This is a genomic window from Streptomyces sp. NPDC002206 (assembly GCF_053593595.1).
In genome coordinates this window covers 19,657-43,622 of record NZ_JBSFCW010000008.1, presented here as the reverse complement: position 1 = coordinate 43,622, position 23,966 = coordinate 19,657, and the positions used below count along the sequence as shown (strand labels likewise).

At 69.2% G+C, this 23,966-nt stretch carries 23 protein-coding genes and 1 riboswitch; of the genes, 10 read left to right on the top strand and 13 right to left on the bottom strand.

Annotated elements, in window-relative coordinates; genetic code table 11:
* From ACWCP8_RS17265 to ACWCP8_RS17255, 3 genes are all read left to right on the top strand, one after another.
* The coding region (locus ACWCP8_RS17265) for a DUF5753 domain-containing protein (protein ID WP_451116678.1) at positions 1-307 on the top strand (307 nt) is incomplete at its 5' end.
* Positions 307-519, top strand: coding sequence for a DUF397 domain-containing protein (locus ACWCP8_RS17260; protein ID WP_451116676.1), 213 nt, complete (start codon positions 307-309; stop codon positions 517-519). The genes ACWCP8_RS17265 and ACWCP8_RS17260, both read left to right, overlap by 1 nt.
* A gap of 105 nt (positions 520-624) precedes the next feature.
* Positions 625-1,005, top strand: a complete 381-nt coding sequence (locus ACWCP8_RS17255; protein ID WP_451116941.1) for a DUF397 domain-containing protein — start codon at positions 625-627, stop codon at positions 1,003-1,005.
* On the opposite strand, the gene ACWCP8_RS17250 is transcribed toward ACWCP8_RS17255, so the two are convergent.
* Entirely contained in the window at positions 947-1,168 is a 222-nt protein-coding gene (locus tag ACWCP8_RS17250; RefSeq protein WP_451116674.1) for a hypothetical protein, read from the bottom strand. The genes ACWCP8_RS17255 and ACWCP8_RS17250 overlap by 59 nt on opposite strands.
* A 245-nt stretch (positions 1,169-1,413) precedes the next feature.
* On the opposite strand from ACWCP8_RS17250, the gene ACWCP8_RS17245 reads away from it, so the two are divergent.
* Positions 1,414-2,484: a hypothetical protein gene (locus ACWCP8_RS17245; RefSeq protein WP_451116672.1), complete on the top strand. Its 1,071-nt coding sequence runs from the start codon at positions 1,414-1,416 to the stop codon at positions 2,482-2,484.
* Positions 2,485-2,706: 222 nt separating this feature from the next.
* Here ACWCP8_RS17245 and ACWCP8_RS17240 read toward each other — a convergent pair whose 3' ends face one another.
* The 3 genes from ACWCP8_RS17240 to ACWCP8_RS17230 all read right to left on the bottom strand — a co-directional run bounded on the left by ACWCP8_RS17240 (position 2,707) and on the right by ACWCP8_RS17230 (position 7,009).
* Positions 2,707-5,802, bottom strand: coding sequence for a family 20 glycosylhydrolase (locus ACWCP8_RS17240; protein ID WP_451116670.1), 3,096 nt, complete (start codon positions 5,800-5,802; stop codon positions 2,707-2,709).
* Between the two features lie 402 nt (positions 5,803-6,204).
* Positions 6,205-6,393, bottom strand: coding sequence for a hypothetical protein (locus ACWCP8_RS17235; RefSeq protein WP_451116668.1), 189 nt, complete (start codon positions 6,391-6,393; stop codon positions 6,205-6,207).
* Positions 6,394-6,475: 82 nt separating this feature from the next.
* On the bottom strand, positions 6,476-7,009 hold the full coding sequence (locus ACWCP8_RS17230) for an HPP family protein (RefSeq protein ID WP_451116939.1): 534 nt from the start codon (positions 7,007-7,009) through the stop codon (positions 6,476-6,478).
* Between the two features lie 705 nt (positions 7,010-7,714).
* On the opposite strand from ACWCP8_RS17230, the gene ACWCP8_RS17225 reads away from it, so the two are divergent.
* The 3 genes from ACWCP8_RS17225 to ACWCP8_RS17215 all read left to right on the top strand — a co-directional run bounded on the left by ACWCP8_RS17225 (position 7,715) and on the right by ACWCP8_RS17215 (position 11,144).
* Positions 7,715-9,436, top strand: a complete 1,722-nt coding sequence (locus ACWCP8_RS17225) for an NAD-dependent malic enzyme (protein ID WP_451116666.1) — start codon at positions 7,715-7,717, stop codon at positions 9,434-9,436.
* 294 nt (positions 9,437-9,730) lie between these two features.
* Positions 9,731-10,168 carry a cupin domain-containing protein gene (locus ACWCP8_RS17220; RefSeq protein ID WP_352262543.1) on the top strand — a complete coding sequence of 146 codons (438 nt, stop codon included), beginning with the start codon at positions 9,731-9,733 and terminating at the stop codon, positions 10,166-10,168.
* Between the two features lie 244 nt (positions 10,169-10,412).
* A complete protein-coding gene (locus ACWCP8_RS17215) occupies positions 10,413-11,144 on the top strand; it encodes an SDR family oxidoreductase (protein ID WP_352262545.1) in 732 nt (243 codons plus the stop codon).
* Positions 11,145-11,158: 14 nt separating this feature from the next.
* Here the strand turns inward: ACWCP8_RS17215 and ACWCP8_RS17210 are convergent, their stop codons facing one another.
* From ACWCP8_RS17210 to ACWCP8_RS17200, 3 genes are all read right to left on the bottom strand, one after another.
* Positions 11,159-11,728 carry a hypothetical protein gene (locus ACWCP8_RS17210; protein ID WP_451116663.1) on the bottom strand — a complete coding sequence of 190 codons (570 nt, stop codon included), beginning with the start codon at positions 11,726-11,728 and terminating at the stop codon, positions 11,159-11,161.
* A gap of 64 nt (positions 11,729-11,792) precedes the next feature.
* Positions 11,793-12,383, bottom strand: coding sequence for a TetR/AcrR family transcriptional regulator (locus ACWCP8_RS17205; protein ID WP_451116661.1), 591 nt, complete (start codon positions 12,381-12,383; stop codon positions 11,793-11,795).
* Complete coding sequence (locus ACWCP8_RS17200) at positions 12,380-13,882, bottom strand: MFS transporter (RefSeq protein WP_451116659.1); 1,503 nt, start codon at positions 13,880-13,882, stop codon at positions 12,380-12,382. Before ACWCP8_RS17200 ends, ACWCP8_RS17205 begins: the two co-directional genes overlap by 4 nt.
* A gap of 194 nt (positions 13,883-14,076) precedes the next feature.
* Here ACWCP8_RS17200 and ACWCP8_RS17195 point away from each other — a divergent pair, with 194 nt between their 5' ends.
* Positions 14,077-14,379, top strand: coding sequence for a hypothetical protein (locus ACWCP8_RS17195; RefSeq protein ID WP_451116657.1), 303 nt, complete (start codon positions 14,077-14,079; stop codon positions 14,377-14,379).
* Positions 14,380-14,519: 140 nt separating this feature from the next.
* Here ACWCP8_RS17195 and ACWCP8_RS17190 read toward each other — a convergent pair whose 3' ends face one another.
* Positions 14,520-15,914: a DUF445 domain-containing protein gene (locus ACWCP8_RS17190; RefSeq protein ID WP_352262554.1), complete on the bottom strand. Its 1,395-nt coding sequence runs from the start codon at positions 15,912-15,914 to the stop codon at positions 14,520-14,522.
* Between the two features lie 152 nt (positions 15,915-16,066).
* Between ACWCP8_RS17190 and ACWCP8_RS17185 the strand changes: the two genes are divergently transcribed.
* Positions 16,067-17,320: an SGNH/GDSL hydrolase family protein gene (locus ACWCP8_RS17185; RefSeq protein ID WP_352262556.1), complete on the top strand. Its 1,254-nt coding sequence runs from the start codon at positions 16,067-16,069 to the stop codon at positions 17,318-17,320.
* Between the two features lie 69 nt (positions 17,321-17,389).
* Here ACWCP8_RS17185 and ACWCP8_RS17180 read toward each other — a convergent pair whose 3' ends face one another.
* The 4 genes from ACWCP8_RS17180 to ACWCP8_RS17165 form a co-directional block, all read right to left on the bottom strand.
* A complete protein-coding gene (locus ACWCP8_RS17180) occupies positions 17,390-18,055 on the bottom strand; it encodes a DUF1707 SHOCT-like domain-containing protein (protein WP_451116654.1) in 666 nt (221 codons plus the stop codon).
* 102 nt (positions 18,056-18,157) lie between these two features.
* A complete protein-coding gene (locus tag ACWCP8_RS17175; protein ID WP_451116652.1) occupies positions 18,158-19,147 on the bottom strand; it encodes an ABC transporter ATP-binding protein in 990 nt (329 codons plus the stop codon).
* Between the two features lie 26 nt (positions 19,148-19,173).
* A complete protein-coding gene (locus ACWCP8_RS17170; protein WP_451116650.1) occupies positions 19,174-20,082 on the bottom strand; it encodes an ABC transporter permease in 909 nt (302 codons plus the stop codon).
* On the bottom strand, positions 20,075-20,875 hold the full coding sequence (locus tag ACWCP8_RS17165; protein WP_352262561.1) for an ABC transporter permease: 801 nt from the start codon (positions 20,873-20,875) through the stop codon (positions 20,075-20,077). The genes ACWCP8_RS17170 and ACWCP8_RS17165 overlap by 8 nt, the downstream gene beginning before the upstream one ends.
* A 190-nt stretch (positions 20,876-21,065) precedes the next feature.
* Between ACWCP8_RS17165 and ACWCP8_RS17160 the strand changes: the two genes are divergently transcribed.
* The gene (locus tag ACWCP8_RS17160; RefSeq protein ID WP_451116648.1) at positions 21,066-23,474 is read left to right on the top strand and encodes a transglycosylase domain-containing protein; all 2,409 of its coding nucleotides are present in this window, start codon (positions 21,066-21,068) and stop codon (positions 23,472-23,474) included.
* Between the two features lie 18 nt (positions 23,475-23,492).
* Here the strand turns inward: ACWCP8_RS17160 and ACWCP8_RS17155 are convergent, their stop codons facing one another.
* Positions 23,493-23,813, bottom strand: a complete 321-nt coding sequence (locus tag ACWCP8_RS17155; RefSeq protein ID WP_030971037.1) for a DMT family transporter — start codon at positions 23,811-23,813, stop codon at positions 23,493-23,495.
* Positions 23,814-23,852: 39 nt separating this feature from the next.
* A riboswitch (guanidine-III (ykkC-III) riboswitch) is annotated at positions 23,853-23,918 on the bottom strand.
* Positions 23,919-23,966: the final 48 nt, after the last annotated feature.

The following is a 23,966-nucleotide window of genomic DNA, read 5'->3' as shown; positions in this document are numbered from 1 at the left end:
GTTCCCCCGAATCATGCGCGATCAACTGGGTCACCTGCTGGAAGCCAACGACTCGCAACACATCACCTTGCAGATCCTGCCGTTCTCCAAGGGCGCTCACGGCGCGGCCTTGGGAAGTTTCGTGATTCTCGGCGGGGTCGAGACAAGCTTGGACGTCGTGTACGTCGACCTGCATGTCGGCTCGCTCTTCATGGAGAAGGACGAGGAACTCGACCGATACAGACTTGCGTTCGACTACCTGCGTGCACAAGCGTTGGACATGGCCACGTCGTCGGCCTTGATCGAGCGCGTTCGCGAGGAGATGTAATGCATTCGGTTCCTCACTCCCACAGGCCTCTCAGCTGGTTCAAATCGTCCTACAGCGGTGCGAACACAACTGAGTGCGTTGAAGCCGCCCACCTCCCACAGGCCATCGCGGTCCGCGACTCGAAGTCCCCTGACGGTCCGACGCTGACGTTCGGCAGCGCCTCGTGGGCGGGGTTCCTCACCGCCGTACGACATCAGCAGCTCGGCGCGTGATAGACCCACCTCCTGTGAGGGTTGCCTCCGCGCTGCCTCATAGGAAAGGTCTCCAGTGCCAGGTCTGCGCGCACCGACTCCCTTCAGTCGCAAGCATGGGTGCTCATGATGGATCGGCCTCTCGTCGTCCCCAAGTGGCGGAAGAACAGTCGTAGCGGTGGCAGCGACACGGAGTGCGTCGAGGTTGCTGACCTCCAATCGACGGCCGACGTACGGGACTCCAAGCAACCCTGCAGGCCCCACATAGCCGTAAGCCGCAGCGGGTGGACACGGCTCGTTGTTTCTCTGCGCACCCAGCAGGTCGGCATCCGATCGAGCGTGGCGCCCATAGTCAGCGAGCGCCGAGGCTCCGGCGCACCTGAGCGATCGCGTGTTGCGCCTCGGCTCCGAACACGGCGGATTCGCTCAGGGTCTGCCGCACCTGCGGCTACGTGGCGAGGGCGTCCGCGTCGTCGAGCCACAGCTCGGCGTGCCAGTCCTCAGTGATCACGAGGCGACCGTCGAAGCTCCAGAAGCCGTCGACCGGAGGGACCTTCACCGTTCCGCGGAGGGGGACGATTCCGAGGTCGACGGTGTCCATGCCGATGACGCCGGCCAGGCGGTCCGGTTGCGCGACCAGGACCCGCAGAGAGCAGATCAAGGTGCGCAACGCAGCTTCCCACCCGCAGTGTGCTGACCAGCTCCGTACACCCGCACCTCATCGTCCAGTTCAACCGGCCACGGCTGCCACCGTGGCCAATGCCTTCCCCGCCTGCCCGCTCGTGATCACTGATGAAGATCATGGCGGATCGGGGCGAGACCGGTCAGGATGGGGTGTTCCCAAGAGCCCGTCCGAGTCGATGCAGCCATCTGCGTCGGCGTCTGATCAGACCGCCTCGCCCGCCGGAGGACTCCGTGCTCGCCGCCCGTCTCACCGCCACCGTCCGCACTCCGCTGGACCCAGACACCGCCGACGTCCCCGAAGTGCTGTACGAAGCCGGGCGCAGGCTGGTGGTGCAGCGTGCAGACACCGAACTCGTGTCCCTTGACTATGAGTTGGGTACCGTGACCCGCTTTCCCGCCCCCTGGCCCCGCGACTTCGGGACCGTCACGGTCTCCCCGGACGGTGACACGGCCGTGTACTGCGGGACGCACGCGGTACGCTGCGTCGACGCCTCCGGGGCCACCCGCTGGGAGGTCCGGCACGCCTGCTGGGCCGGTGAACGCCCGCACATGCACGAGGAGTTCGCAGAGTACGCCTACGACGACGAGCATGCCGCGCCCGACAGCGGCTCGGCCGCCTTCTCCAGCGACGGCAAGCTCCTCTGGGCGCACGTGCGAGGCCCCCTGGCGGCGGACGGTGACAGCGAAGCCGAGGACGAACTCTGGCTCGTCCTCGACGCGTCGGACGGCCGCGTCCTGGCCCATGCGGACACCGGCACCTTCGCCTCGGGCTCGCATCACACCCCCCACCCCGACCCGGCGCAGATGGGCCTGAGCATCGGCGAGGGCGAGGAGGGGTCGCCCGCGCTGTGGGGCCGCTGGGACGGCAAGGCCCTGGCCGTCCACAAGATTGACGACGAGACGGTGCTGCTCGACGTGAGCCCGTCGGGCCGCCACCTCCTGGCCACCGACGTCGGACAGGACGCCCTCTATCTGCACGCTGCCGACGGCGGTGCGATCCTGCGAGACCTGGACGCGGAGGGCACCGTACCTGGGCACCAGGACGGCGGACGGGTGTACTGGGACTTCGAAGCGGCCTTCATGGACGAGGACACCGTCGTCGCGAGCACGGCGGGGAGCGACGCGGGACACGGCCCGGCCCGGCACTGGCTGGTGTCCACAGGCGACATGACCCTGCGCGGCGGGATCACCTACCCTCACCCGGTCACAGGACCGGCCCGAATGGCGGGGAACGGCACCTGGTACACGGTGTCCGAGGACCGGAAGACCGTGTCCGTCTGGGAGTTGACGAACGCGGGCTGACACCGGCCGACGCGGCACGGCCCGCCGGTCCGAAGACCGGCGGGCCGCTCTCATTGAGGTGTTCAGGCCGTGCCTAGTACCGCGTGGCCAGCCAGAACATACGGAACCGCGTCTTGTCGCCCCGGCCCCGGAACGTCTTGCCACCCGACCGCCGATGAGGTCCTCGACAAGGTCGCCACCTCCTGCCGAGGAATGTCTGGCTCAGGGCACTGGGCCACGCCGTCAGGAGCAATGCACGAGGGCGTCCGCCCAGTCGACGGCGTCGTGATCGAAACCGTCCCCGGCGTTGTCGGTCACCAGACTGAGGGTGTCCGCGCCGGTGACGTCCACGTCCACATCCTTCACGGTCTCCCGGGTGATGAGCCCGCTCTCGTAGACCTTCTTGCCGTCGACGAAGACGAAGAAGTGCGACGTGCCGCCGTCCGTCGAGGAGTCCGCGGCATCGTCGATCCCGATCGTCGCCGTCAGCCGCGAGCACTTCTTCCCCAGCTCGAATGAGACCTTCGAATTGCCCGCTGCACCGAGGCCCTTCTGATATCGCACACCGTTCAGCGTCATGGGATCGCTGCTGCCGACGTACGTGTCCCGCGTCACGACGTCCCACTCGCTCGTCGCCTCGGACCAGTCGAGGTCGGACAGGTAGGGGTGGAGGCGGCTGTGAATGCGCAGTTCCACCGAGCCGGCCCGGATCTCGGGCTGCCCTGCGGAGCTGGCCGTGAGATCCAGGCGCAAGGGGGGTGTGGGGCCGTCGGCGTTGCCGGACGCCGTGGCCGTGAGGTGGGCAGACGTCGTGCCGCCCGGGGGGACCCTGACCGTGCCGGTTGCCGCGCGGATCGTGTAGCCCGGGTTGGCAGTGGGAGACCGCACCTCGTTCCAGGCGACCTCGACGGTCGCCGCGGCATGGTTGGTGACCTGCAGCTGCGTGCCGGCGGAATCGCCCGCATCGAGACCGACGGCCTCGGGACCGAGACGTGCGGTCAGTGCCTGGCCGAGCGTCGAGCGGGTGAAGCCGACACTCTCGTGGCGGGGCTCGCCCTTGCCCTGCTGGTCCTGGTAGCCGGCCCGCCCGACGAGGTGGTAGGTCCCGGTCGCCGCATCGAGCGGGACGGTGACCTTCCAGCGGGTCGAGACTGTCTGGCCCGGCTTCACGGCGGCGAATCGTGAGGCATCCAGTGCTCGCACCTGACGGGTGGTCCGATCCTGGGTGGATTCGGCGGCGAGGCTGAGCCGGACGTCGTGAAGCGGGTGGTCGCTGTTGTTGCGATAGCTCGTGACCACCCGGTTGTGACCGAGTTGACGCAGCTCGGAGGGTCCCTCGACGCTGACGTGGTCACTGCCGCCGGGGGGCGCGATGAACTCGATCTCGGCGACGCTGCTGTAACCGTCATCGGGGCTGACGTAGCGCAGCCAGCGGAAACGGGCAGGGTTGTCCACGGCGAGTTCGTTCCAGCCGAACTCCGGCCGGTCCTTCACGGTCGCCAGCGTCCGGCACCCGTCGGCCGGCCCGTCGGTGCAGCCCTCGAACCGGCCGCCCGTCATCCGGTCGAGCTCCGTGTCATTGGCACCGGGGAAGAACCGGACCAGCGAGACCCTGGAGGCGTGGTCGGCGCCGAGGTCGATGCCGGTGTAGCCGCCACTGGGTTCGGCGTAGAGGAAATTGGTGCCCGGCTCGCTGTCGAAGGCCTTGTCGAAGGTGCTGGAAGAGTGGTCCCAGGCCGGACTTGTCCCGTACGGGGTGCCGGTCAGCCTGCCGGGCAGCGCGTACTCGGGCACGCCGGGCGGCGTACCGATGGCATCGGCCCGGGCGAAGAAGTCTTCCACCGTGCCGTCCCGCGGGCCGCCCCAGAGCCGGTCGGCCAGGACCTCCCGCGGCCGCCGCAGATAGGCGTCGAAATAACTGTCGGGGCGAGTGATCGCGTTGTCCGACCACACCGAGATCAGATACCCGGACAGGCGGGGGTGTTGCTGCGGTGTCCACTTCTCGTAGAGGTACTTCGCATCCGGCAGCAGCGGGAATCCCGGAGTGACATAGAGCGTGTCACTCGCGGAGACCACCACCTCGTAGCCCTGGTCGAGGTACTTCTGCGGGCTGTGGTCCTCGCTCGTCTCCCCGCCCGTGGTCCAGGCCTCGACCTTGATGTTCTTGTCCGGGTGGATGGTGGGGGTCTGGTCGACGTCCCACCAGTTCCAGATCACCATGCGCTTGCCCTGAGAGCGCACGACCTTGTTCATCTCGTTGATGTAGTCCACGAAGACATCCGCGGTGGAACCGAACCCGTGCTCCTTCGCGTACTTCACGAGTTGCGGGCACTTTTCCTGTTCGGCCTGGCGGGCATATTCGTCGGTGGCGATGTGGAATTCCGGCCCGGAGAAGAGCGGGGCGAACTCCTCGATCAGCCCCGCGGTGAACTTCCGCGCCTCCGGGTTGGTCACATCCAGAGTTCCGCCGGACAGCGCCTGACACGGGAAGGCCAGGTCGGGCCTGCCTTTGAGGATCGCCGAAGCGTGCGACGGCATCTCGATCTCGGGAATGAGCGTCACGTGGTACGTGCGGGCCGCGGCCTCGAACCGCCGGATGTCCGCCCTCGTGTACGCCTGCGGGGCGGCGAGCCACGGGTGACGTTCGCTGACCAGCCGGAACGCGTTGTGGTCACTCAGATGCAACTGCAGCGTGTTCAGCCGCAGGTACGACATCTCCCGGATCGTCTGCACGACGAAGTCCGGGGAGTAGTACTTGCGCCCCGCATCCAGCAGGTACCCGCGCTCGCGCTGCTTCGGCCAGTCACGCGCTTCGCCCCGCGGCAGGGCCCGGTGGCCCGGTGTCGTCCTCAGGGCCTGCAGCAGGGTCTGCGTGCCGTAGAACACGCCGGTGTCGTCGTTGGCACGTATGACGGCCACATTGCCGACATCCAGTGCGTACCCCTCCGGGCCGAGTTCCCGGTCGGCACCCTGCACGGACAGAAAGATGTCGCCGTCGCGCGGGTGTGAGGCCGACACCATGGGCACATCGAGCCCGGCGACCTCGGCCAGCTCATCGCGAAGGGTCCGTGCCTCATCGGTCAGCGTCTTCTCGTTGTCGTCGTCCACCACGATCCGCGAGCCCTGTCCCAGGGCCAGCGTTCCTTGGCCTCCGGACCATTCACGCAGAGCGGGAACGACCTTCGGCGCCGGATTGCGCGACTCCCCGACCGGTGGTCGGCCTCCCCGCCCCCACACAGCGCTGGTCGCCGAGGCCGTCGGCGTCACGCTCAACAGAACGGCCAAAGTGGTGAGCAGCGCGGCGCCGAGCCGCGCCGTCCGGGCAGATGCACGGGGCATGAGAGTCCCTTTCGGGCAAGGTCAAACCATCGAGAAGATCGGCCAGTCTGTGATCGCCGATGAACGTAAGGGGGCGTGGTGGTGCGCGCAATAGCTTGAACTGAGAAAGTTTCAAACTGGTTCACGCAAGGAGGCGGGATCCGCAGGTGGCACTCAAGGTGAGGCGGGGCGCTGACTTCGAGGAATTCCGGCCAGGTCGAGCAGCTCGTGAAGGCGCTCGGCGGGCAGGCTCGGATTGCTCGCTGCTGCTTCCGCGGCCTCCGGGCCTGCAGGAGTGCCGCTGTCAGATCCGGCGGGAGCAGCGGGCCGGCGCCGGCGGCCCGGCGGACGCGCGCATCGGGGTCGGAGAGCATGGCGACAGGCGGTTCGTCCAGGGTCGCGTCGGCAGCCGCGAGCGCGGACTCAAGGATCTTGGTGATCGAGGAGCGCGTTCAGACCGATGCGCGGCAGACCGGGGTGGATCGGGAGGTACGGGCGCTGACGGGGGCCGGCAATGAACGCTTCGAGGAGGAGCTCGGGCGGCGCGAGCGGGTGGTTGTGGGCCAGGAGATGCCGGACGTGCGGATCCGGGTCGATGGCCAGGCGGCTCATCTGCTCCGCAGGCAGCTCCGGGTACGGGGTGCCTCAGAGGCGCACGCGGGTCACCTCCTCGCCGGTTCACGACCGCGTCAGCTCACCACCAGGAGGTGGGATAGACCTCTCGCTGCAGACGGGCGGAGACCATCTGCACCATGACGAGCAGCACCGCGCCGGCGGCCAGCAGGGGTACGAAGCGGGTAGCAGGCGGGTCGGTGAGCATGATCATGACGGCGGTCGCCATGGCTGGTGGATGGGCCGCCTTGAGCGCGAGCACAAGTCCGCAGGCGATGCCGCAGGCCACGACAGCGGCCCAAGGGCCGTGCCAGCCGAGGGCCAGCACCGTGAAGCAGACAAGGCAGGACAGCATGTGGCCGCCGATGACATGGCGGGGCTGCGCTAGAGGCGAGCCGGGAGTCGCGGTGACGATCGCCATCGTGGCCGCGAGCGGCGGTACAAGCACCGTCTGGTGCGTGAGGGCCCCCACGGCCACCAACAAGGCCAATCCGACCGACGTAGTGATGGCCGCCGACGCGACCGTGCGCGGGGGCAGTTGCGGCTCGTCGGATTTCCACCAGCGAATCGGAGGCCGCTTCGGTGGGTGGGTTGAGACATCCAAGGCTTTCGGCATCCCGGGCGCGTCATATGCCACGAATGCGACATTCTTGTCCGGACGGGAGACGGATGGCCGCAGAGCCGCCCAGCCGCCCCGCAGCGTGCGTCCGGGTCAGGCGGACAGGAGGCGCAGCGATCTCTGGACTGCCGGGCGGGGCACAAACCTGCTGGGCACACGGAATCAGCACGGGAACTCCTGGGAACTATCCCCGCTTCCGGCCCACGGCGGCTCGTCGTCCGTGAAGACGGGGGATCACGCCCAGCATCCTGACGTCGGCGACCAACGCCCGTCCAAGAGCATCTCCTTATCGCCCGATTGAAGGCCTCTATCCAACCGCCCCGCCAAGGTCACCGAGCAACCACCACCCCCTCGGTGGTCGACGTGTACTGCTCTTTGCACTCGGAAAACCGGTCCCGGTCGGCTCTGCCGGAGTCGTCCAAGGCCGATCGAATGCCGGCTTGGTCGACCCTCAAGGGGAAGCAAGATGTCGCCGATGGACGTCCGGCTTTCTCCAGTGGCGCCATTGGGGTGAGCCGATGGAACATGGCAATGCGCGGGCCGGAACCCACGGAGGCATGCCCATGGACGACTTTTCAGGCACACGCACATGCCTCACATGCCTCCTGTCCTTCTGGATCCGCTGATCAAGGAGGTCACCTGCATCCCCGCGTACCCCAGAATCCGACCGCGCCGACGAGGGCCGAGGACGGGAGACCGCTCATGGGCACCCAGTGGATCGCCGGGGAACACCGCTTCGAGACCACCGCGACGGGCCGGGCCGTACTCGCCGATCCACGGCTCAACCGCGGCACCGCCTTCACCCCGGAGGAACGCGCGACACTGGGCCTGGTGGGTCTGGTGCCGTCGCAGACCCTCACCCAGGACCAGCAGGCGGTGCGCGCCTACGCGCAGTACCGTTCGCAGCCCAGCGACCTCGCCAAGAACGTCTATCTGACCGGTCTGCGCGACCGCAACGAGGTGCTGTTCTACCGGCTCGTCGGCGACCACCTCGGCGAGATGCTGCCGATCGTCTACACCCCGACCGTCGGCACCGCGATCCAGCGCTACAGCTACGAGTTCCGCCGCCCGCACGGAATCTATCTCTCCGTGAACGCCCCCGAGGAGATCGAGGACGCGCTGCGCGGCTCCGGTCTCGGGGCCGGCGACGTCGACCTGATCGTGGCGACGGACGGTGAGGCGATCCTGGGCATCGGCGACTGGGGCGTCGGCGGCATCGACATCTCCGAGGGCAAGCTCGCCGTCTACACCGCGGCCGGCGGGGTCGATCCCAACCGCACGCTCGCAGTCATGCTGGATGTCGGCACCAATCGGCAGCAACTGCTGGAGGACCCCCTCTACCTGGGCAACCGCCATCCGCGCGTGGACGAAAAGGCGTACGACGCCTTCATCGACGCGTACGTGACCACCGCGAACAAGCTCTTCCCCGACGCGCTGCTGCACTGGGAGGACTTCGGCACCGCCAACGCCCGCCGCATCCTGGACCACTACCGCGACCGGGTGTTCACCTTCAACGACGACGTCCAGGGCACCGGGGCCGTCAATCTCGCCGCCGTGCTGTCAGCGACGAAGGCCAGCGGCATGGCGATGACCGACCACCGCATCGTCGTCTTCGGCGCCGGAAGCGCCGGCACGGGCATCGCCGACCAGTTCCGCGACGCCCTGGTGGCCGACGGGCTGCCGGAGGAGGAGGCCGACCGCCGCTTCTGGGCCGTGGACCGGTACGGCCTGCTGACCGACGACCAGGACGGCCTGCGCGACGCCCAGATCCGCTACGCCCGTCCGGTGGCCGAGGTGGCCGGCTGGGAACGGGAGGCGCAGCACGGCGGCGTCGCCCTCGCCGAGGTGGTCCGCCGGGTCCGGCCGACGGTGCTGATCGGCACCTCCGGGCAGGGCGGTGCCTTCACCGAGCAGGTCGTACGGGAGATGGCCGCCCACACCCGGCGGCCGGTCATCCTGCCGATGTCCAATCCGACACCGCTGGCCGAGGCCACCCCAGCCGACCTGCTGAAATGGACCGACGGGCGGGCGCTGGTGGCCACCGGCAGCCCCTTCGAACCGGTCGAGTACCGGGGCGTGACGTATCTGATCGGTCAGGCGAACAACGCGCTGATCTTTCCCGGGCTGGGCCTGGGTGCCATCCTCGCCCGCGCCACCCGTGTCACCGACGGCATGCTCGTCGCCGCCGCCCACGCGGTGGCCGGACAGGTCGACGGGGGTACGCCGGGCGCGCCCGTCCTCCCGCTGCCCGCTGCGCTGCGCGCGACCTCCGCTGCGGTGGCGGGAGCGGTCGGCCGCGCCGCGGCCCGCGACGGCGTCGCGCGCACGGAGGTCGACGACGGCTTCGGCAAGCTGGTGCGGGGCGCCATGTGGCAGCCGGTCTACCCGGAGATCAGGGCCATCCGCGACGCCGGAGGATCCTGACCGGGTCGTCGCCCCCTGCACCGGCTGAGACCGGCCCGGCCCGGCCCGGCCGCGCCCGAGCAGGCCGGCCCGCCAGGACTCTCGACGGTGTCAGGCTCCTGGCTCAATGCGGGTCACTGTTTCCCCGCGATGATCCTGATCGACATGCCATGGCACCCGGTGGAGGCCTCGGCCCCGCCGAGCCGACGTCACACGCGCCCGGGACGGTGCCCGAGCCGTGCATCGGGCGACAGGCGACACGTACGGGCCGGTGCGAGACTGAGCCGTGCAGCCCAGGCCACTGGAGGCTTCACCATGTCGAGCAACGAGCCCGCGAACACGGAGCAGGAACCACGGTCCGAAGCATGGAAGACCGCGCTGACCGTGCTGCAGACGGCCAAGCCGCCGTTCATCCCGGAAGGGGCCGAGGCGATGACCGTTCTCATCGAATTCCCCCCGGGCGACCCGGGCACGCCTCCGCATCGGCATTCAGGGCCGGCATTCGGCTACATGCTGGAGGGGGAGATGCTCTTCGAGCTCGAAGGTGAGCCGGAGCGTGTGATCAAGGCCGGGGAAACCTTTTGGGAGCCGGGCGGCGATGTAATCCACTATCAGGACGGAAACAACCGAACGGACTCCCGGAGCCGTTTCCTCGTGACGATGATGTGCGCGCCGGGCCAGCCCATGCTTACCCTGGTCGATGACGAGGAGCTGGCACAGCGCAAGGACCGGCGGGCTCCGCGGCCTGCCTGACCGCGATCATCCGGGCCGCGACGTGAACTGGTTCCCGGACGCCGGCGAATCGACCGGCATACGGCTGATGACCCACCGCGCGATCGCATCACGGTGAAGAAGAAATCGTCGGCCCATTGCCGGAGAGTGAAGCGAAGAAGGGGCACCGGTCCCGATTCGGATCCGCTGTCAGCGCCCTTTCCCTCCCCAGTGCGCCATCGGGGCTCCAGAGAGCCACCCAGTGGTGCGCGACGAAAGGTGACCCATGAAGTTCGCAGTAATGGGCGGTACCGGCCGGATCGGGTCGCAAGTCGTGAAGAAGCTCAAAGCGGCGGGACACGAGGTCGTGCCGCACTCGCTGTCCACCGGTGTCGACATCATCACCGGCCAGGGCCTGGAGGAGGCGGTGGCCGGCGTCGATGTCGTCGTCAACCTGACGAATTCCCCGACCTTCGACGATGCCTCCCCTGCGTTCTTCCAGACCTCGATGGACAACCTCCTGGCCGCCTGCCGGAAGGGCGGGGTGGGCCATGTCGTCATCCTGTCGATCGTTGGCATCGAACACGTGCCGGACCTCGACTACTACCGGGCCAAGGTCCTCCAGGAAAACATCCTCAAGACCGGGTCGATCCCCTACTCGATCGTTCGCGCCACTCAGTTCATGGAGTTCATGGATTCGGTTCTGGCCATGACCACCGATGGCGACACCGTCCGCCTGCCTCCTACGCCGATCCAGCCGATCGCTGCCCAGGATGTCTCCGACGCTGTCGCCGAAGTCGCTGCCGGCACCCCTCTGAACGGCATCCTGAACGTTGCCGGGCCCGACGTCTTCCCTCTCGACGAACTCGGCCGGATGACCCTGAACGCCCGCCCCGACGGCCGCACTGTCGTCACCGACGACACCGCCGGCATGTTCGCCGCCGTCCGGGGTGACGTCCTCACCGCCAAGGGCGACGCCCGTATCGCCCCCACCCACTACGCCGACTGGCTCTCCTGAACGACGCGGTTCCGTCAGCGGTAGTCCTCCGGGTGGCCCTGCATCCACGTGTTGATGCGGTCGCGCGTGCCGAACAGATCGGAGCGGTGCTTCTCCAGGTTCTCCGTGGAGGTGTCGCCCCTCAGCGTCCTGTCCAGGGTGGTCATCCAGGCCACGGGCTCCTTGAAGTGCCCCGGGTCCTTCGGATACGCCTTCATCGACGCCTCCAGGCCCGCCAGTTCGTCGTGGACCCGGCCCAGGACATAGGCGCAGTCGCCCGTGCCCGCGATGCAGGTGTCGTCCAGGGTCGCCTGGAGGGTGGCGAACGCGTCGCGGACCTGCGCCGGCCTGCTCGCGGGCTTGTCGGAGGACATACGGGCGGCGTCCTCCGCATCGGCCGACGCCTGGGCGTCCGCTTCCGCCTGCGCCTGCGCCGCCCGGGACGCGGCCGCCGCGTTCGCCGACGGCGCCACGTACGGAACGTCGCCACCGGGCCCGTCCGACGTCTCGACGCTGCTGCAGCCCATCAGACACGCGCCCAGCAGCACGATCAGCCCGGCGGTGGCACGCATGCGGGTACGGGCACGGGTGGTACGGACAGACATGAGGCCCCCATCGTCGATTGGCCCAGACCATACCGCCACGGTCGGCCCTCCACGCCCGGCGGCCTCAGCCCGTGATCAGGGTCTGGAGCGCCGGCGCGTACAGATCGGCGAGGTGTTCGGGGGTGGCCAGTGAACCCGCGCCCTCGCGGTGCAGGCTCAGTGTGGCGCCGAGGCCGAGAAGGTGGCCGGCGATCAACTCGGCGCGCAGGGTGCGTTCACGGCCGGGGAGGCGGGCGATCAGCGCCTCGGTGACCTGCTCATGGAAGCGGTCGCGCAGCAAGGAGCGTTCGTCCTGGTTGCCCAGGGAGAACACGACGCGCAGGAGCGGGTCCGACTTCAGCTCGCGCCGACGGCGTACGAGAGTCACCACCATGTGGCGGCCCAACATGCCGAGCGGGGCGTCGAAGAGTTCCTCGGCGTCCGGGCCGAAGTCGGCGACGGTGTTGAAGAGTTCTTCCTTGCGGCCGAAGTGCTTCACGACCAGGGAGGGGCTGACCCCGGCCTCCGCGGCGATCCCCCGGATGGTGACCTCGGCGTACGGGCGCTGGGTGAACGCCCGCCGCGCCGCGCGCAGGATCGCGTCCCGGCCCGTGCCCTGGTCGGCGGGGACCGGGGACGGCGAAGGGGCCGGAACGGCGGCCCGGCTGCCGGTCATGCGCTCTCCTCGATCGGGATCGTCCGCGCACCGCCCTTGCGGTCGTTGCGGTTCTCCCCGACCGTACCTGTCTCAGGTGTACGGCTGCCGGGCAGGAACAGCGTGACCGTCAGCGCCAGCAGTGCCGCGCCCGCCGCGATCAGAAAGACGGCCTGGTAGGCGTGGAGCGTCGGGGCCGTCCGGCCGCCGGCCTGGAACGTGATGTTGGCGAGGACCGCCGCCACCGTCGCACTGCAGAAGGCCTGTCCGATCGACCTCATCAACGTGTTGAGGCCGTTGGCCGCACCCGTCTCGCTGACCGGGACCCCGCGCATCACCAGGGCGGGCAGCGCCGAGTACGCGATGGCCGTGCCCGAGGCGACGACCGTCGCACCGGCGATGATCAGCCACAGGCTGTGGCTGGTGAAGTACCGCACCACATAGCCGACGGCGATGATCCCCGCCGCCAGCGCCAGGCTGACCTTCGGCCCGTACGTCGCCGAGATCCGGGCCGACACCGGCGAGAGCGCCACCATCGCCACACCGCCCGGCAGCAGGCAGAGCCCGCTGACGACGAGCGAGGCGCCGAGCCCGTAGCCCGTCGCCTTCGGCTCCTGCACCATCTGCGCGGTGACCAGCGAGTTCGCGTAGAAGGCGAAGCCGATCAGCAGGGCGGCGACGTTGGTGAGCAGGACGGCCGGGCGGGCCGAGACCCGCAGGTCGACCATGGGTGTCGGCACGCGGAGCTCGTACGCGCCCCAGAGCAGCGCCACCACCACGGCCGCGACGAGCAGGCCGACCGTACGCGTCGACGTCCAGCCCCAGTCGGCGCCCTGCGTCACCGCGAGCAGCAGGCAGACCAGGGCCGCGGACAGACCCAGCGCGCCGACGGCGTCGAAGCGGCCGCGGGTGCGCAGCGGGGACTCCGGTACACAGCAGAGCACCAGCACGATGTCGAGGAGGCCGATCGCACCCGACACCCAGAACATGGTGTGCCAGTCGAAGTTCTCGACGACGAGCGCCGCGACCGGCAGACCGACGGCCGCACCGATGCCGAGCGTCGAACTCATCAGGGCGACCGCGGAGAGGACCCGCTCGGGCGGGAGTTCGTCGCGCAGGATGCTGATGCCCAGCGGTACGACGGCGAGCGCGGCGCCCTGGAGGGCGCGGCCGGTGATGAGTACGCCGATGTGGGAACTGACCGCGCACAGCACCGAGCCCATCACGAGGACCGCAAGCGACGCGACGAGCACCCGCCGCTTGCCGTACATGTCGCCGACCCGGCCCAGGACGGGCGTGAAGACGGCGCCGGTGAGGAGAGTGACGGTGACCAGCCAGCTCGCGGCCGTGGGGGTCGCGCCGGTGAGAGCCGGGATGTGCGGGAGAAGCGGGACGACGATCGTCTGCATGACCGCGACCACGACGCCGCAGAACGCGAGGACGCCCACGGCGAAGCGGGGGTGGTGCGGGGTCCGGGTCTGCCCGGTTGCCCCGTCGGGGGCGGATAGGTCCGCGGACATTCATTCTCCGTACGGTGCTCGGCGGTGGTGACGGTGGCGGAAACCTGAGGGGGGTGTACATGCGTTCACCCTCAAGGTAAACGCATGTACACCCCCTCCTGCAACCCGAGCTCCGCCCGCCGCGTTAGCCTCGGAAGCCGAGAAGAGCCGGACAGCGAGAAGAACCGGCCGGCGAGAAGACGAAGGTGGCGGCTATGGCGAAGGTTCCGACAGCGGTAGTGGCGGCGAGCGGACTGGTCGGCGGGTACGCGATCGCGCGTTGGACCAAGAAGCGTCCGCTGGGCGGCGTCGCGCTCGCCGCAGCGGGATCCGTCGCCGCGTACGAGTGGAACCGGCAGGCCGGACCCCGCGCGGCCACCGCTCTGACCACGGCGTACGTCGCCGCGTTCGCCGGATCGCACCCGCTGGCCAAGAAGCTCGGCGCCTGGCCGGCCGTCTTCACCGTGGCGGGCACGGTCGCCGCCGCGTCATGGGCGGTCACCCGCCGCGCCGCCTGAGAAATATTTCCCGAGAGGCCCGCGGAACACTGAACGCGAGTGCGCCGGGGTCCGTATTCAAGACCACTCCCCCGCGTAAGCCGGGTGCGTACCCGTACGACAGGACGGGTACGCACCCGGAACCCTCACAAGGGGTGTCGTCACGCGCCGAACGCCCGCGACACCGTATAGATCAGCAGCCCCGCCAGCGCACCCACCACCGTGCCGTTGATTCGGATGAACTGCAGGTCACGGCCGATGTGCGCCTCGATCTTCTTCGACGTCTGGTCCGCGTCCCAGCTCGCGACCGTGTCACTGATCAGCGACGTGATCTCCGTGCGGTACGTCGTGACGACATACACCGCCGCGTCCTCCAGCCAGCCCTCCAGCTTCGCCTGGAGCCGGCCGTCCGTCGCCAGCCGCGCCCCCAGCGACATCAGCGAGGCGCGCGCCCGCAGTCGCAGCTCGCTGCGCTCGTCCTCCGCAGCCGTGATGATCATCGTGCGGACGGACGACCAGGCCGACGCGATGACGTCCTGGACCTCGCGGCGCCCCAGGATCTCCGACTTCAGCCGCTCCACCCGCGCCCGGGTGTCCGAGTCGGTCTGGAGGTCGGCGGCGAAGTCCGTCAGGAACGTGTCGATCGCGTAGCGCGCCGGATGCTCCGGCATGTCCCGCATCTCGGTCACGAACCGCAGCAGCTCCTTGTAGACCCGCTCCCCCACCCGCTTGTCGACGAACCGTGGCGTCCAGCCCGGCGCCCCGCCCTGCACCGCATCCATCACCGAGTCACCGTGCAGGATCAGCCAGTCGTGCGCGCGTACGCAGATCAGATCCACGACCCTGCGGTGGCCGCCGTCCGCGACGATCGTCTCCAGCATCTTGCCGAGACCGGGGCCGATCTCCACCGCGTCCGCCCGCCGGGTGATCGCCTCACCGACCACGGCCTGTACGTCGGAGTCGCGCAGGACGGTCAGCGCACCGCGCAGCGCGGTCGCCAGCTCGGCGGTCACCCGGTCGGCGTGGTCCGGCTCCGCCAGCCAGGCGCCGAGCCGGCCGCCGATACCGAGAGCGTGTATCCGGCCGCGTACGACATCGCCCGAAAGAAAATTCTCCCCTACGAAGGAACCCAATGAGGCTCCGAGCTGGTCCTTCTTGGTAGGGATGATGGCGGTGTGCGGGATCGGCAGGCCGAGCGGACGTTTGAACAGCGCCGTGACGGCGAACCAGTCGGCCAGCGCACCCACCATCCCCGCCTCGGCGGCCGCGGCGACGAAGCCCGGCCAGCCGCCCACACCCGCGTTCTTCGCCCAGGTGGCGAGGACGTACACGAGCGCGACAAGCAGGAGGAGGCCGGTGGCCGTGGTTTTCATACGGCGTACGCCACGCCGCTTCTCCGCGTCGGCAGCCGTGTACGCGAAGGAGGCGAGGGGAGCGTGGTGTACGCGAGCGGAGGCTGCCGTGCCGGAGCTCCCGTCCGCGCCGCCCAGTGCCCGTGCGGGTTCGACCGGTCCCCCGCCCGGCTCGTCCGACTTGGTCCGCTCGATCCGTTCCATCCGCTCCACCCGTCCGCGTACACGTACGCATCGCCCCGGTGCCCCGTACGCATTGTCCCTACCTGACCTACTCCCGGGCCGCATGTCGAGTTCCCCCGCGCCCTGCTTCATCATGAGATCAGCCCGCACCACCACGAGGAGACACTCCGCCCATGCCCAGGCGCCACGGACCCGCCCTGCTCACAGCCCTCGTGGCGGGCACCGCCGCGCTCGCCGCCATCGTGGCGTTCGCCGGATCCGCGCTGTTCTCCGGTGGCGGATCGAAGCAGGTCGGCACGGAGTCGGTGGCCCGGACGCCCGCTGCGCCGGCCCACTCCACCGGTGTCTGGATCGGCACCTGGGCCGCGGCTCCGACAGCCGGTGTGGCGGACACGTACACCGATGACGACCTGACCCGGCGCACCATCCGTAATGTCGTGCACACCAGCATCGGCGGCGACGTGGCCCGCATCACCCTCTCCAACCTCTTCGGCACGCGCCCGCTGCTCGTCGATCAGGCCACGGTGAACACCCGGCCCGTCTCCTTCCGCAGCGCCCCGTCCGTCACGATCCCGGCGGGCGGACAGGTCGTCAGCGACCCGGTCGTCGTCCCTGTCGCCCCCGACGCCGACCTCGTCGTCACCCTGCGCACGCCCACCGCCGACGGCCCCGTCACCATCCACCCGAACAGTCACCAGACCTCGTACGTGGCGGACGGACACGGCACGTGGCGCAGCAACCTGTGGCGCTACCTCACCGCCGTGGACGTCCGCAACAAGGTGGCCGCAGGGGCGATCGTCGCCATCGGTGACTCGCTGACCGCGGGCACCGGCTCGACCCTCGATGCCAACAGCCGCTGGCCCGACGTCCTCTCCGACCGGCTTCGCGGCCGGTACGCGGTGGTCAACCAGGGCATCGGAGGCAACCGCATCCTGCGCGACGGGCAGGGCTACGGGCAGATGTACGGGCAGCGGGCGAGCGCCCGCTTCGACCGGGATGTGCTGGGCGTCGCCGATGTGAAGACCGTCATCATCGCGCTCGGCATCAACGACGTGCAGCAGTTCCCGCAGGAGCGGGACCCGCACCGGATCGCGGACGCGCTCAGGGCCATGACGGAGCGCGCCCACGCCCGCGGGCTGCACGTCGTCGGGGCCACACTGATGCCGTTCGAGGGTTCCCTCGCCTGGACGCCTGCCGAGGACGCCGTACGGAGACAGGTCAACGCGCTGATCCGGGCGGGTGGCATCTTCGACGAGGTCGTCGACTTCGACCGGGTGGTACGCGACCCGTACCGGCCGAGCCGGCTCCTCCCGGAGTTCGACTGCGGCGACCATCTGCATCTCAACGACAACGGATATCTGCGGCTGGGACAGCAGGTGGATCTGCGGACCCTGCATCAGAACAGGCCTGCGTCCGACCAGCTCTGACCGGCTCACCGGCCCCCATCCGGTGCGCCCTGCAGGGCGCACCGCCGTGTCCCCCGTCGCCGTACGGGCCTACTCCTCCCCCGAGCCCTTCTTCAGCTGCCGGGCACGCTCCCGCTCCCGTTCCTTCTCCGCCTTCGTCCGCTTGCGCTCCACATCGACCCCGCCCATCAGCGCGAAGCCGGTGATCCGCACCCTCGGCGAGCCCGGCGAGGGGATGCCCTCGCCCGACGCCCGGTCGCCGAAGCCGCCCATGATGCCGATGCCCCTGACCTCGACATCCAGCTCCGGCGGGACCGTCACCTGCATCCCGCCCATGATCGTGAAGCAGCGGACGACGACCTCACGGTCCTCGAAGCGGGCCTCGCGCAGATCGATCTCACCGCCGCCCCACATCGCGAACGCGGTGAACTTCCGGGCCACCGTCCATGTGCCCTTGCGCCTGAAGCCGCCCCAGAAAGCGAACGCCCCCGTCGAGGTGGCGGGGCCGCCGACACGTGCCGCCCAGTCGACACCCGTCGAACCCGTCCGCGCGGGCGAGCTTCCCGGACCCACCGGTGCCACCACCCCGTCCGGCCCCGGAAGGTCACGGACCAGCGGCTCCAACTCGCCGTGCGTACGAGCCTTGTAGGTCGCGTCGAGCCGCTGCTCGAACTCCTCCATCTGCAGCCGCCCCTCGGCCACCGCCTCGCGCAGTACCTCTGCGACACGCTCACGCTCGGCATCGGAAGCACGCATGTCCGGATGTTCGCTCGTCATACCGCGCAGCCTATTGAACGCATCCGCCCACGTCACCGATCCCGCCGCTGTCAGCGGCAATTGACGCTGTCTCACATCCCTCTACACACTGCCGGCCGACGCGTACATCCTCGCGATCACGGCCTCGATGTCCGGCTCCCGCACCGACAGGTCCACCAGCGGATACTCCGCGGCGATCCGCGCCACCAGCGGAGCCGCCGATCCGGACGCGGGGAACGCCAGCCACTGCCGCGGCCCCTCCACCTTCACCGTACGCACCGAAGGCTCCGACTCCAGCCGGATCGCCGGGAGTTCCCGCTCCAGGTCGACGACCAGGGTGCGTTCGCTCGCACCGATCTCGTGCAGTCCTGCGAGCGCCCCGTCGTACATCAGACGGCCGTGGTCGATCACCATCACCCGCCGGCAGAGCTGCTCGATATCCGTCAGATCATGGGTGGTGAGCAGCACCGTCGTACCCCGCTCGGCGTTCAAATCGCGAAGGAAGCCACGGACCTTTGCCTTGGAGACCACATCGAGGCCGATCGTCGGCTCGTCCAGGTACAGCACCTCCGGGTCGTGCAGCAGCGCCGCCGCGATGTCGCCGCGCATCCGCTGCCCGAGCGACAGCTGCCGCACCGGTACGTCCAACAGCTCGCCCAGATCGAGGAGTTCGACGCAGCGGTCCAGGTTCTCCCGGAAGCGGGCGTCCGGGATCCGGTACATCCGGTGCACCAGCCGGTACGAGTCACGCAGCGGCAGGTCCCACCAGAGCGTGGTGCGCTGGCCGAAGACCACACCGATCCGGTGCGCCAGCCTCGTACGCTCCCTGGACGGGTCGATGCCCGCGACCCGCAGCCGGCCGCCGCTCGGGGTGAGGATGCCGGTCAGCATCTTGATGGTGGTCGACTTGCCCGCGCCGTTCGGGCCGATGTAGCCGACCATCTCGCCGCGCGGCACGCGGAAGCTGATCCCGTCGACCGCGCGGACCTCGCGGCGCTCACTGCGCCGCAGGAAGCCCGTCCTGCGGCGCACGTCGAAGACTTTCTCGACGTTGTCGAGCTCAATGAAGTCGGTATCCGTGTCCATGCCCATGTCCGATGCCCTCGTTCTCCCGCCGGTCAACTTCCCGTGCTCCGGTACGAGCGCAGGCCCGCCCGCCACGCCGTCCCCGCGAGCACCCAGCACACCGCCGCCACCACCGGAGGCAGAAACGCCACCCACTCCGGCAGCCCCAGCGGGTAGTCCCGGCCCAGCACATACAGCGCGGGCAGCCAGTTCACGAAGGCCAGCGGCACGACGAACGTCACCCCGCGCACCAGATCCTTCGCGAAGATCGTCGGCGGGTACTGGAGCAGCGTGTTCCCGCCGTACGTGAAGGAGCTCTGCACCTCGGCGGCGTCCTGCGCGAAGAACTGGAACGCCGCCCCGCACACGAACACCGCCCCGAAGATCGCTGCCCCGGTCAGCAGCATCATCGGCACCATCGCCACCCGCAGCGGTGTCCAGTCGATGTCCAGCGTCGCCAGGGCGTACCCGAACACCAACAGTCCCTGCGTGATCCGCCCCAGCCTGCGCAGCGCGAACCGGTCCGCCGCCACCTGGGCCAGCACCGGCACCGGGCGCACCAGCAGCGTGTCCAGCGTGCCGTCCCGGACCCGGCGGCCCAGCCGATCCATCGACCCGAGCACCAGATCGGCCAGGCCGAACGCGGTTCCTGAAGCCCCGTACAGCAGGGCGATCTCCGGCAGCGTGTAACCGCCCAATTCGTCGACGTGCGCGAACATCAGCATGATCGCGACGAAGTCGAAGCCGGTCGCAGCGAAGTTCCCGAGCGTCGTCATGACGAACGAGGCCCGGTACGCCATCGTCGAGCGCAGCCACATCGAGGCGATCAGCCCGTACGCACGGACCCCCTCGACCAGCCTCGACCGTTCGGCGAACGCCATCTCAGGCGCTTCGACGCCCCCTCCGGCCTCCGCCGCCTGCGCTGCCTGCGCTGCCTGCGCTGCCTGCGCTGCCTCAGCCACCCTGGACCACCACCCTCCGCGTCGCCACCGACTGCACCAGCCGCCCGGCCAGCAGCAACGCCAGCGCCCAGCCGCCCTGGAACGCGAACGCCTGCACCAGCCCCCACCCCGTGTGCTTGCCGAGGAACACATCGGCCGGTACCTGCAGCAGCGCCGACCACGGCAGTGCCCGCGCCACCTCGCCCAGCAAACCCGGGAACAGCGTCAGCGGAAGCAGCATCCCGGAGAAGAACAACCCCGCCAGAAAAGCGATCTGCGACGCGCCCGCCCCGTCCATCAGCCAGAACGCGGAGAGCGCCACCAGATACCGGACCGCGAAACTGACCACCACACCGAGCGTCACCGAGACCAGATACGCCAGCCAGATCCCCGGCGACGTGGGCAACGCCAGCGGGAAGGCGAGCGCGCCCAGCACCATCGGTGCGATGCCGCGTGCCATCAGCTGATACGCCGCACGCCCCAAGTCTCCGGCCAGCCACCACATTTGAAGATCGATCGGCCGGTAGAGATCGATCGCCACATCGCCGGTACGGATCCGCTCCATCAGCTCGTCCTCGAAACCGCCGCCCATCATGGCGCACGTCGCCAGCAGCGCCTGGCCCAGCCACACATAGGTGAGCGCCTGGGACATGTCGTAACCGCCGAGCTGCGGCCGCTCGTCCCACAGGGCCATATAGGTGTACGCCAGGATGAAACCGAAGACGGTGTTGGTGAACACCCCCGCCGCCGTCGCGATCCGGTAGGTGGCATAGCGCCGGAACCCACCCGCCGCGACCACCGCGTACAGCCGCACCTCAATCGCCCCCGCACTCGTTCGCACTCGGACGCCCAACGGCGCCGGGCACCAAAGCGCACGACCCTAGTCCAGCGGAAGCAGCCGCCGCGACCGCTTTTCGGCCCTCCTCCGGAGGTCGATCCGGCGCTTATTGCACAGAAAAGTGCAGTATGGGGGAACTGACCGCGGCCGAGGAGTCTTCACCGACATGAGCGACGAGCCACAGCAGCAGAGCGGGGATCCCGGCAACGGGAACCGGCCCCCGAAGGACCTCTCTGCCGGCACCGGCGCACCCGCAGGCCAGGCGGCTACGCCCGGGGGGCAGAAGGGGCGCACCGGCCGGCCCAGGCGCACCGGCTGGCGCCGGGCCGTCCCCACCTGGCGGGCCGCACTCGCCACGCTCCTGGTGATCGCCCTGATCCTCATCGGCGGCTTCATCGCCGGATACCAGCTCGTCGGCATCCCGCCCGCCAACCCCACCGCCACCGCGCAGTCCAACGTCTATCTCTACAAGGACGGCACCGTCATCGCTCGCGACGGCGACGTCAACCGGCAGAACATCCAGCTCGCCCAAGTCCCCCTCCCCGTCCAGCACGCCGTCCTTGCCGCCGAGGACCGCAACTTCTACTCCGAGCGCGCCGTCGACATCAAAGCCATGTTCCGGGCCGGCTGGAACACCCTCACCGGCAAGGGCAGGCAAGGCGGTTCGACCATCACCCAGCAGTTCGTGAAGAACTACTACCTCGGCCAGGAACAGACCGTCATCCGCAAGATCAAAGAGTTCTTCATCGCGATCAAGCTCAACCGCGAGGTGAGCAAGGACCACGTCTTCGAGGGCTACCTCAACACCAGCTACTTCGGGCGCAACGCCTACGGCATCCAGGCCGCCGCCCAGGCGTACTACGGCAAGGACATCGGCGACATCACCACCGCCGAAGGCGCGTACCTCGCCTCCCTGCTCAACGCCCCCAGCGCGTACGACGTCGTCGTCCACCCCGAGAACAAGGCCGCGGCCGTCGCCCGCTGGCACTACGTACTCGACGGCATGGTCAAGGAGAACTGGCTCAGCGCATCCGACCGCGCCACCATGCAATTCCCCGTGCCCGACAAGGTGAAGAGATCGACCGGCCTCTCCGGACAACGCGGCTACATCGTCCAGGCCGTCAAGGACTACCTCACCGCCCACCAGGTCATCGACGAGGAGACGCTGGCCACCGGCGGCTACCGGATCACCACCACGCTGGAGAAGAAGAAACAGAACGCCCTCGTCGAAGCCGTCGACGACAACGTCATGTCGCAGACGAGCAACGAGCGCACGGCCGACCGCAACGTCCGCGTCGGCGGCGCCTCCATCGACCCCGCGAACGGCCGGGTCGTCGCCATGTACGGCGGCATCGACTACACCAAGCAGTACGTCAACAACGCGACCCGCCGCGACTACCAAGTCGGCTCCACCTTCAAACCGTTCGTCTTCACCTCCGCGGTCGCCAACGGCTCCGGGACCCAGGACGGCTGGCGCATCACCCCCAACACCGTCTACGACGGCACCAACAGGCGCATGGTCCAGGGACCGAACGGACCCACCGGCTACGCCCCCGCCAACGAGGACGACGTCAGCTACGGGCCGATCAGCGTCCGTATCGCCACCGACAGTTCCGTCAACGCCGTCTACGCGCAGATGGCCGAGGACGTCGGCCCCGACATCGTCAAACAGACCGCCATCGACCTCGGCATCCCCAAGAACACCCCCGACCTCACCGCATCGCCGTCCATCGCGCTCGGTACCGCCACCGCCAGCGTCCTCGACATGACAGGGGCGTACGCGACCCTCGCCAACCACGGCAGGCACACCACGTACACCCTCGTCGACAAGGTCAGCAAGGACGGTGAGGACCTCACCCTCCCCGACAGGAGCACCGAGCAGGCCGTCAGCCGCGAAGCCGCCGACACCACCACCTCGATCCTGCAGAGCGTCGTCGAAAACGGTTCAGGAACGGCAGCCCAGGGCGCCGGCCGCCCCGCCGCCGGTAAGACCGGCACCGCCGAGGAGGACAAGGCGGCCTGGTTCGCCGGCTACACGCCCGACCTCGCGACCGTCATCGCCGTCATGGGCCAGGACCCCGACACCGGGGTGCAGAAGCCGCTGTACGGAGCGCTCGGCCTGTCCCGGGTCAACGGCGGCGGAGCGCCCGCCCAGACCTGGGCCCAGTACACCGGCGCCGCGCTGCAGGGCACCAGCGTCCAGGACTTCGACCTCACCCTCGAACGCGGCGCCGAGGAACCGTACCTGCCGACCGGCGAAGCCACCGAACCGACCGACACCGGCACCCCGTCCGCGACACCGTCGGCCACGCAGCCGAGCGGCCCGGCCATCGAGCCCACCGCCCCCACGGACAGCGAACCCGCCTTCCCGCCGGAGCCACCCGCCGACGAGCCGCCCAGCGAATTCACGGACACCGGCGGAGGGGGCGACGGCGGCATCGACGACTTCTTCCCCCGCGGCGCGGGCGGCGCCCGCCCGGCCTCGCCCCCGGTCCCGGACCCGGCCTCGCCCCCGGACCCGGCCTCGCCCCCGGTCCCGGACCCGGACCCGGCCCCGGACCCGGACCGCCAGTGAATCCGGCCGACCGACGACTCAGTGCCCCGAGGTCGCCTTCAGCCCCACCACGGCCACCAGCAACAGACACACGAAGAAGACCCGGGCGGCGGTCACCGGCTCATGCAGCACCACCATGCCCAGCACCGCCGCCCCCGCCGCACCGATACCGACCCACACGCCGTACGCCGTACCGATCGGCAGCGACTTCGCCGCCTGCGACAACAGCACCATGCTGGCCACGATCCCGAATCCGGTGAACACACTCGGCCACAGCCGGGTGAACCCGTCGGTGTACTTCATCCCGATCGACCAGCCCACTTCCAGCAGACCGGCCACAGCAAGCAGAACCCACGCCACGACGGCACCTCCGACACTCACAGACACACGGACATCACGGGTGCGTCGTCTTTGCGAAAGCCCGGTACGGCGCGTCTCGTCGGGGTCCCACCAACATAGCAAAGAACAGGCAAAAGGCCTGGTGACGACTGTCACCAGGCCCTACGTCGGGCA

What these genes read in the sequence shown, in the direction of transcription:
- ACWCP8_RS17260 (WP_451116676.1), top strand. Translation starts at nt 307, where the DNA reads ATGCATTCGGTTCCTCACTCCCACAGGCCTCTCAGCTGGTTCAAATCG.
- ACWCP8_RS17255 (WP_451116941.1), top strand. Translation starts at nt 625, where the DNA reads ATGATGGATCGGCCTCTCGTCGTCCCCAAGTGGCGGAAGAACAGTCGT.
- ACWCP8_RS17240 (WP_451116670.1), bottom strand. Translation starts at nt 5,802, where the DNA reads ATGCCCCGTGCATCTGCCCGGACGGCGCGGCTCGGCGCCGCGCTGCTC.
- ACWCP8_RS17235 (WP_451116668.1), bottom strand. Translation starts at nt 6,393, where the DNA reads ATGAGCCGCCTGGCCATCGACCCGGATCCGCACGTCCGGCATCTCCTG.
- ACWCP8_RS17230 (WP_451116939.1), bottom strand. Translation starts at nt 7,009, where the DNA reads ATGCCGAAAGCCTTGGATGTCTCAACCCACCCACCGAAGCGGCCTCCG.
- ACWCP8_RS17225 (WP_451116666.1), top strand. Translation starts at nt 7,715, where the DNA reads ATGGGCACCCAGTGGATCGCCGGGGAACACCGCTTCGAGACCACCGCG.
- ACWCP8_RS17220 (WP_352262543.1), top strand. Translation starts at nt 9,731, where the DNA reads ATGTCGAGCAACGAGCCCGCGAACACGGAGCAGGAACCACGGTCCGAA.
- ACWCP8_RS17215 (WP_352262545.1), top strand. Translation starts at nt 10,413, where the DNA reads ATGAAGTTCGCAGTAATGGGCGGTACCGGCCGGATCGGGTCGCAAGTC.
- ACWCP8_RS17210 (WP_451116663.1), bottom strand. Translation starts at nt 11,728, where the DNA reads ATGTCTGTCCGTACCACCCGTGCCCGTACCCGCATGCGTGCCACCGCC.
- ACWCP8_RS17205 (WP_451116661.1), bottom strand. Translation starts at nt 12,383, where the DNA reads ATGACCGGCAGCCGGGCCGCCGTTCCGGCCCCTTCGCCGTCCCCGGTC.
- ACWCP8_RS17200 (WP_451116659.1), bottom strand. Translation starts at nt 13,882, where the DNA reads ATGTCCGCGGACCTATCCGCCCCCGACGGGGCAACCGGGCAGACCCGG.
- ACWCP8_RS17195 (WP_451116657.1), top strand. Translation starts at nt 14,077, where the DNA reads ATGGCGAAGGTTCCGACAGCGGTAGTGGCGGCGAGCGGACTGGTCGGC.
- ACWCP8_RS17190 (WP_352262554.1), bottom strand. Translation starts at nt 15,914, where the DNA reads ATGGAACGGATCGAGCGGACCAAGTCGGACGAGCCGGGCGGGGGACCG.
- ACWCP8_RS17185 (WP_352262556.1), top strand. Translation starts at nt 16,067, where the DNA reads ATGCCCAGGCGCCACGGACCCGCCCTGCTCACAGCCCTCGTGGCGGGC.
- ACWCP8_RS17180 (WP_451116654.1), bottom strand. Translation starts at nt 18,055, where the DNA reads ATGCGTGCTTCCGATGCCGAGCGTGAGCGTGTCGCAGAGGTACTGCGC.
- ACWCP8_RS17175 (WP_451116652.1), bottom strand. Translation starts at nt 19,147, where the DNA reads ATGGGCATGGACACGGATACCGACTTCATTGAGCTCGACAACGTCGAG.
- ACWCP8_RS17160 (WP_451116648.1), top strand. Translation starts at nt 21,066, where the DNA reads ATGAGCGACGAGCCACAGCAGCAGAGCGGGGATCCCGGCAACGGGAAC.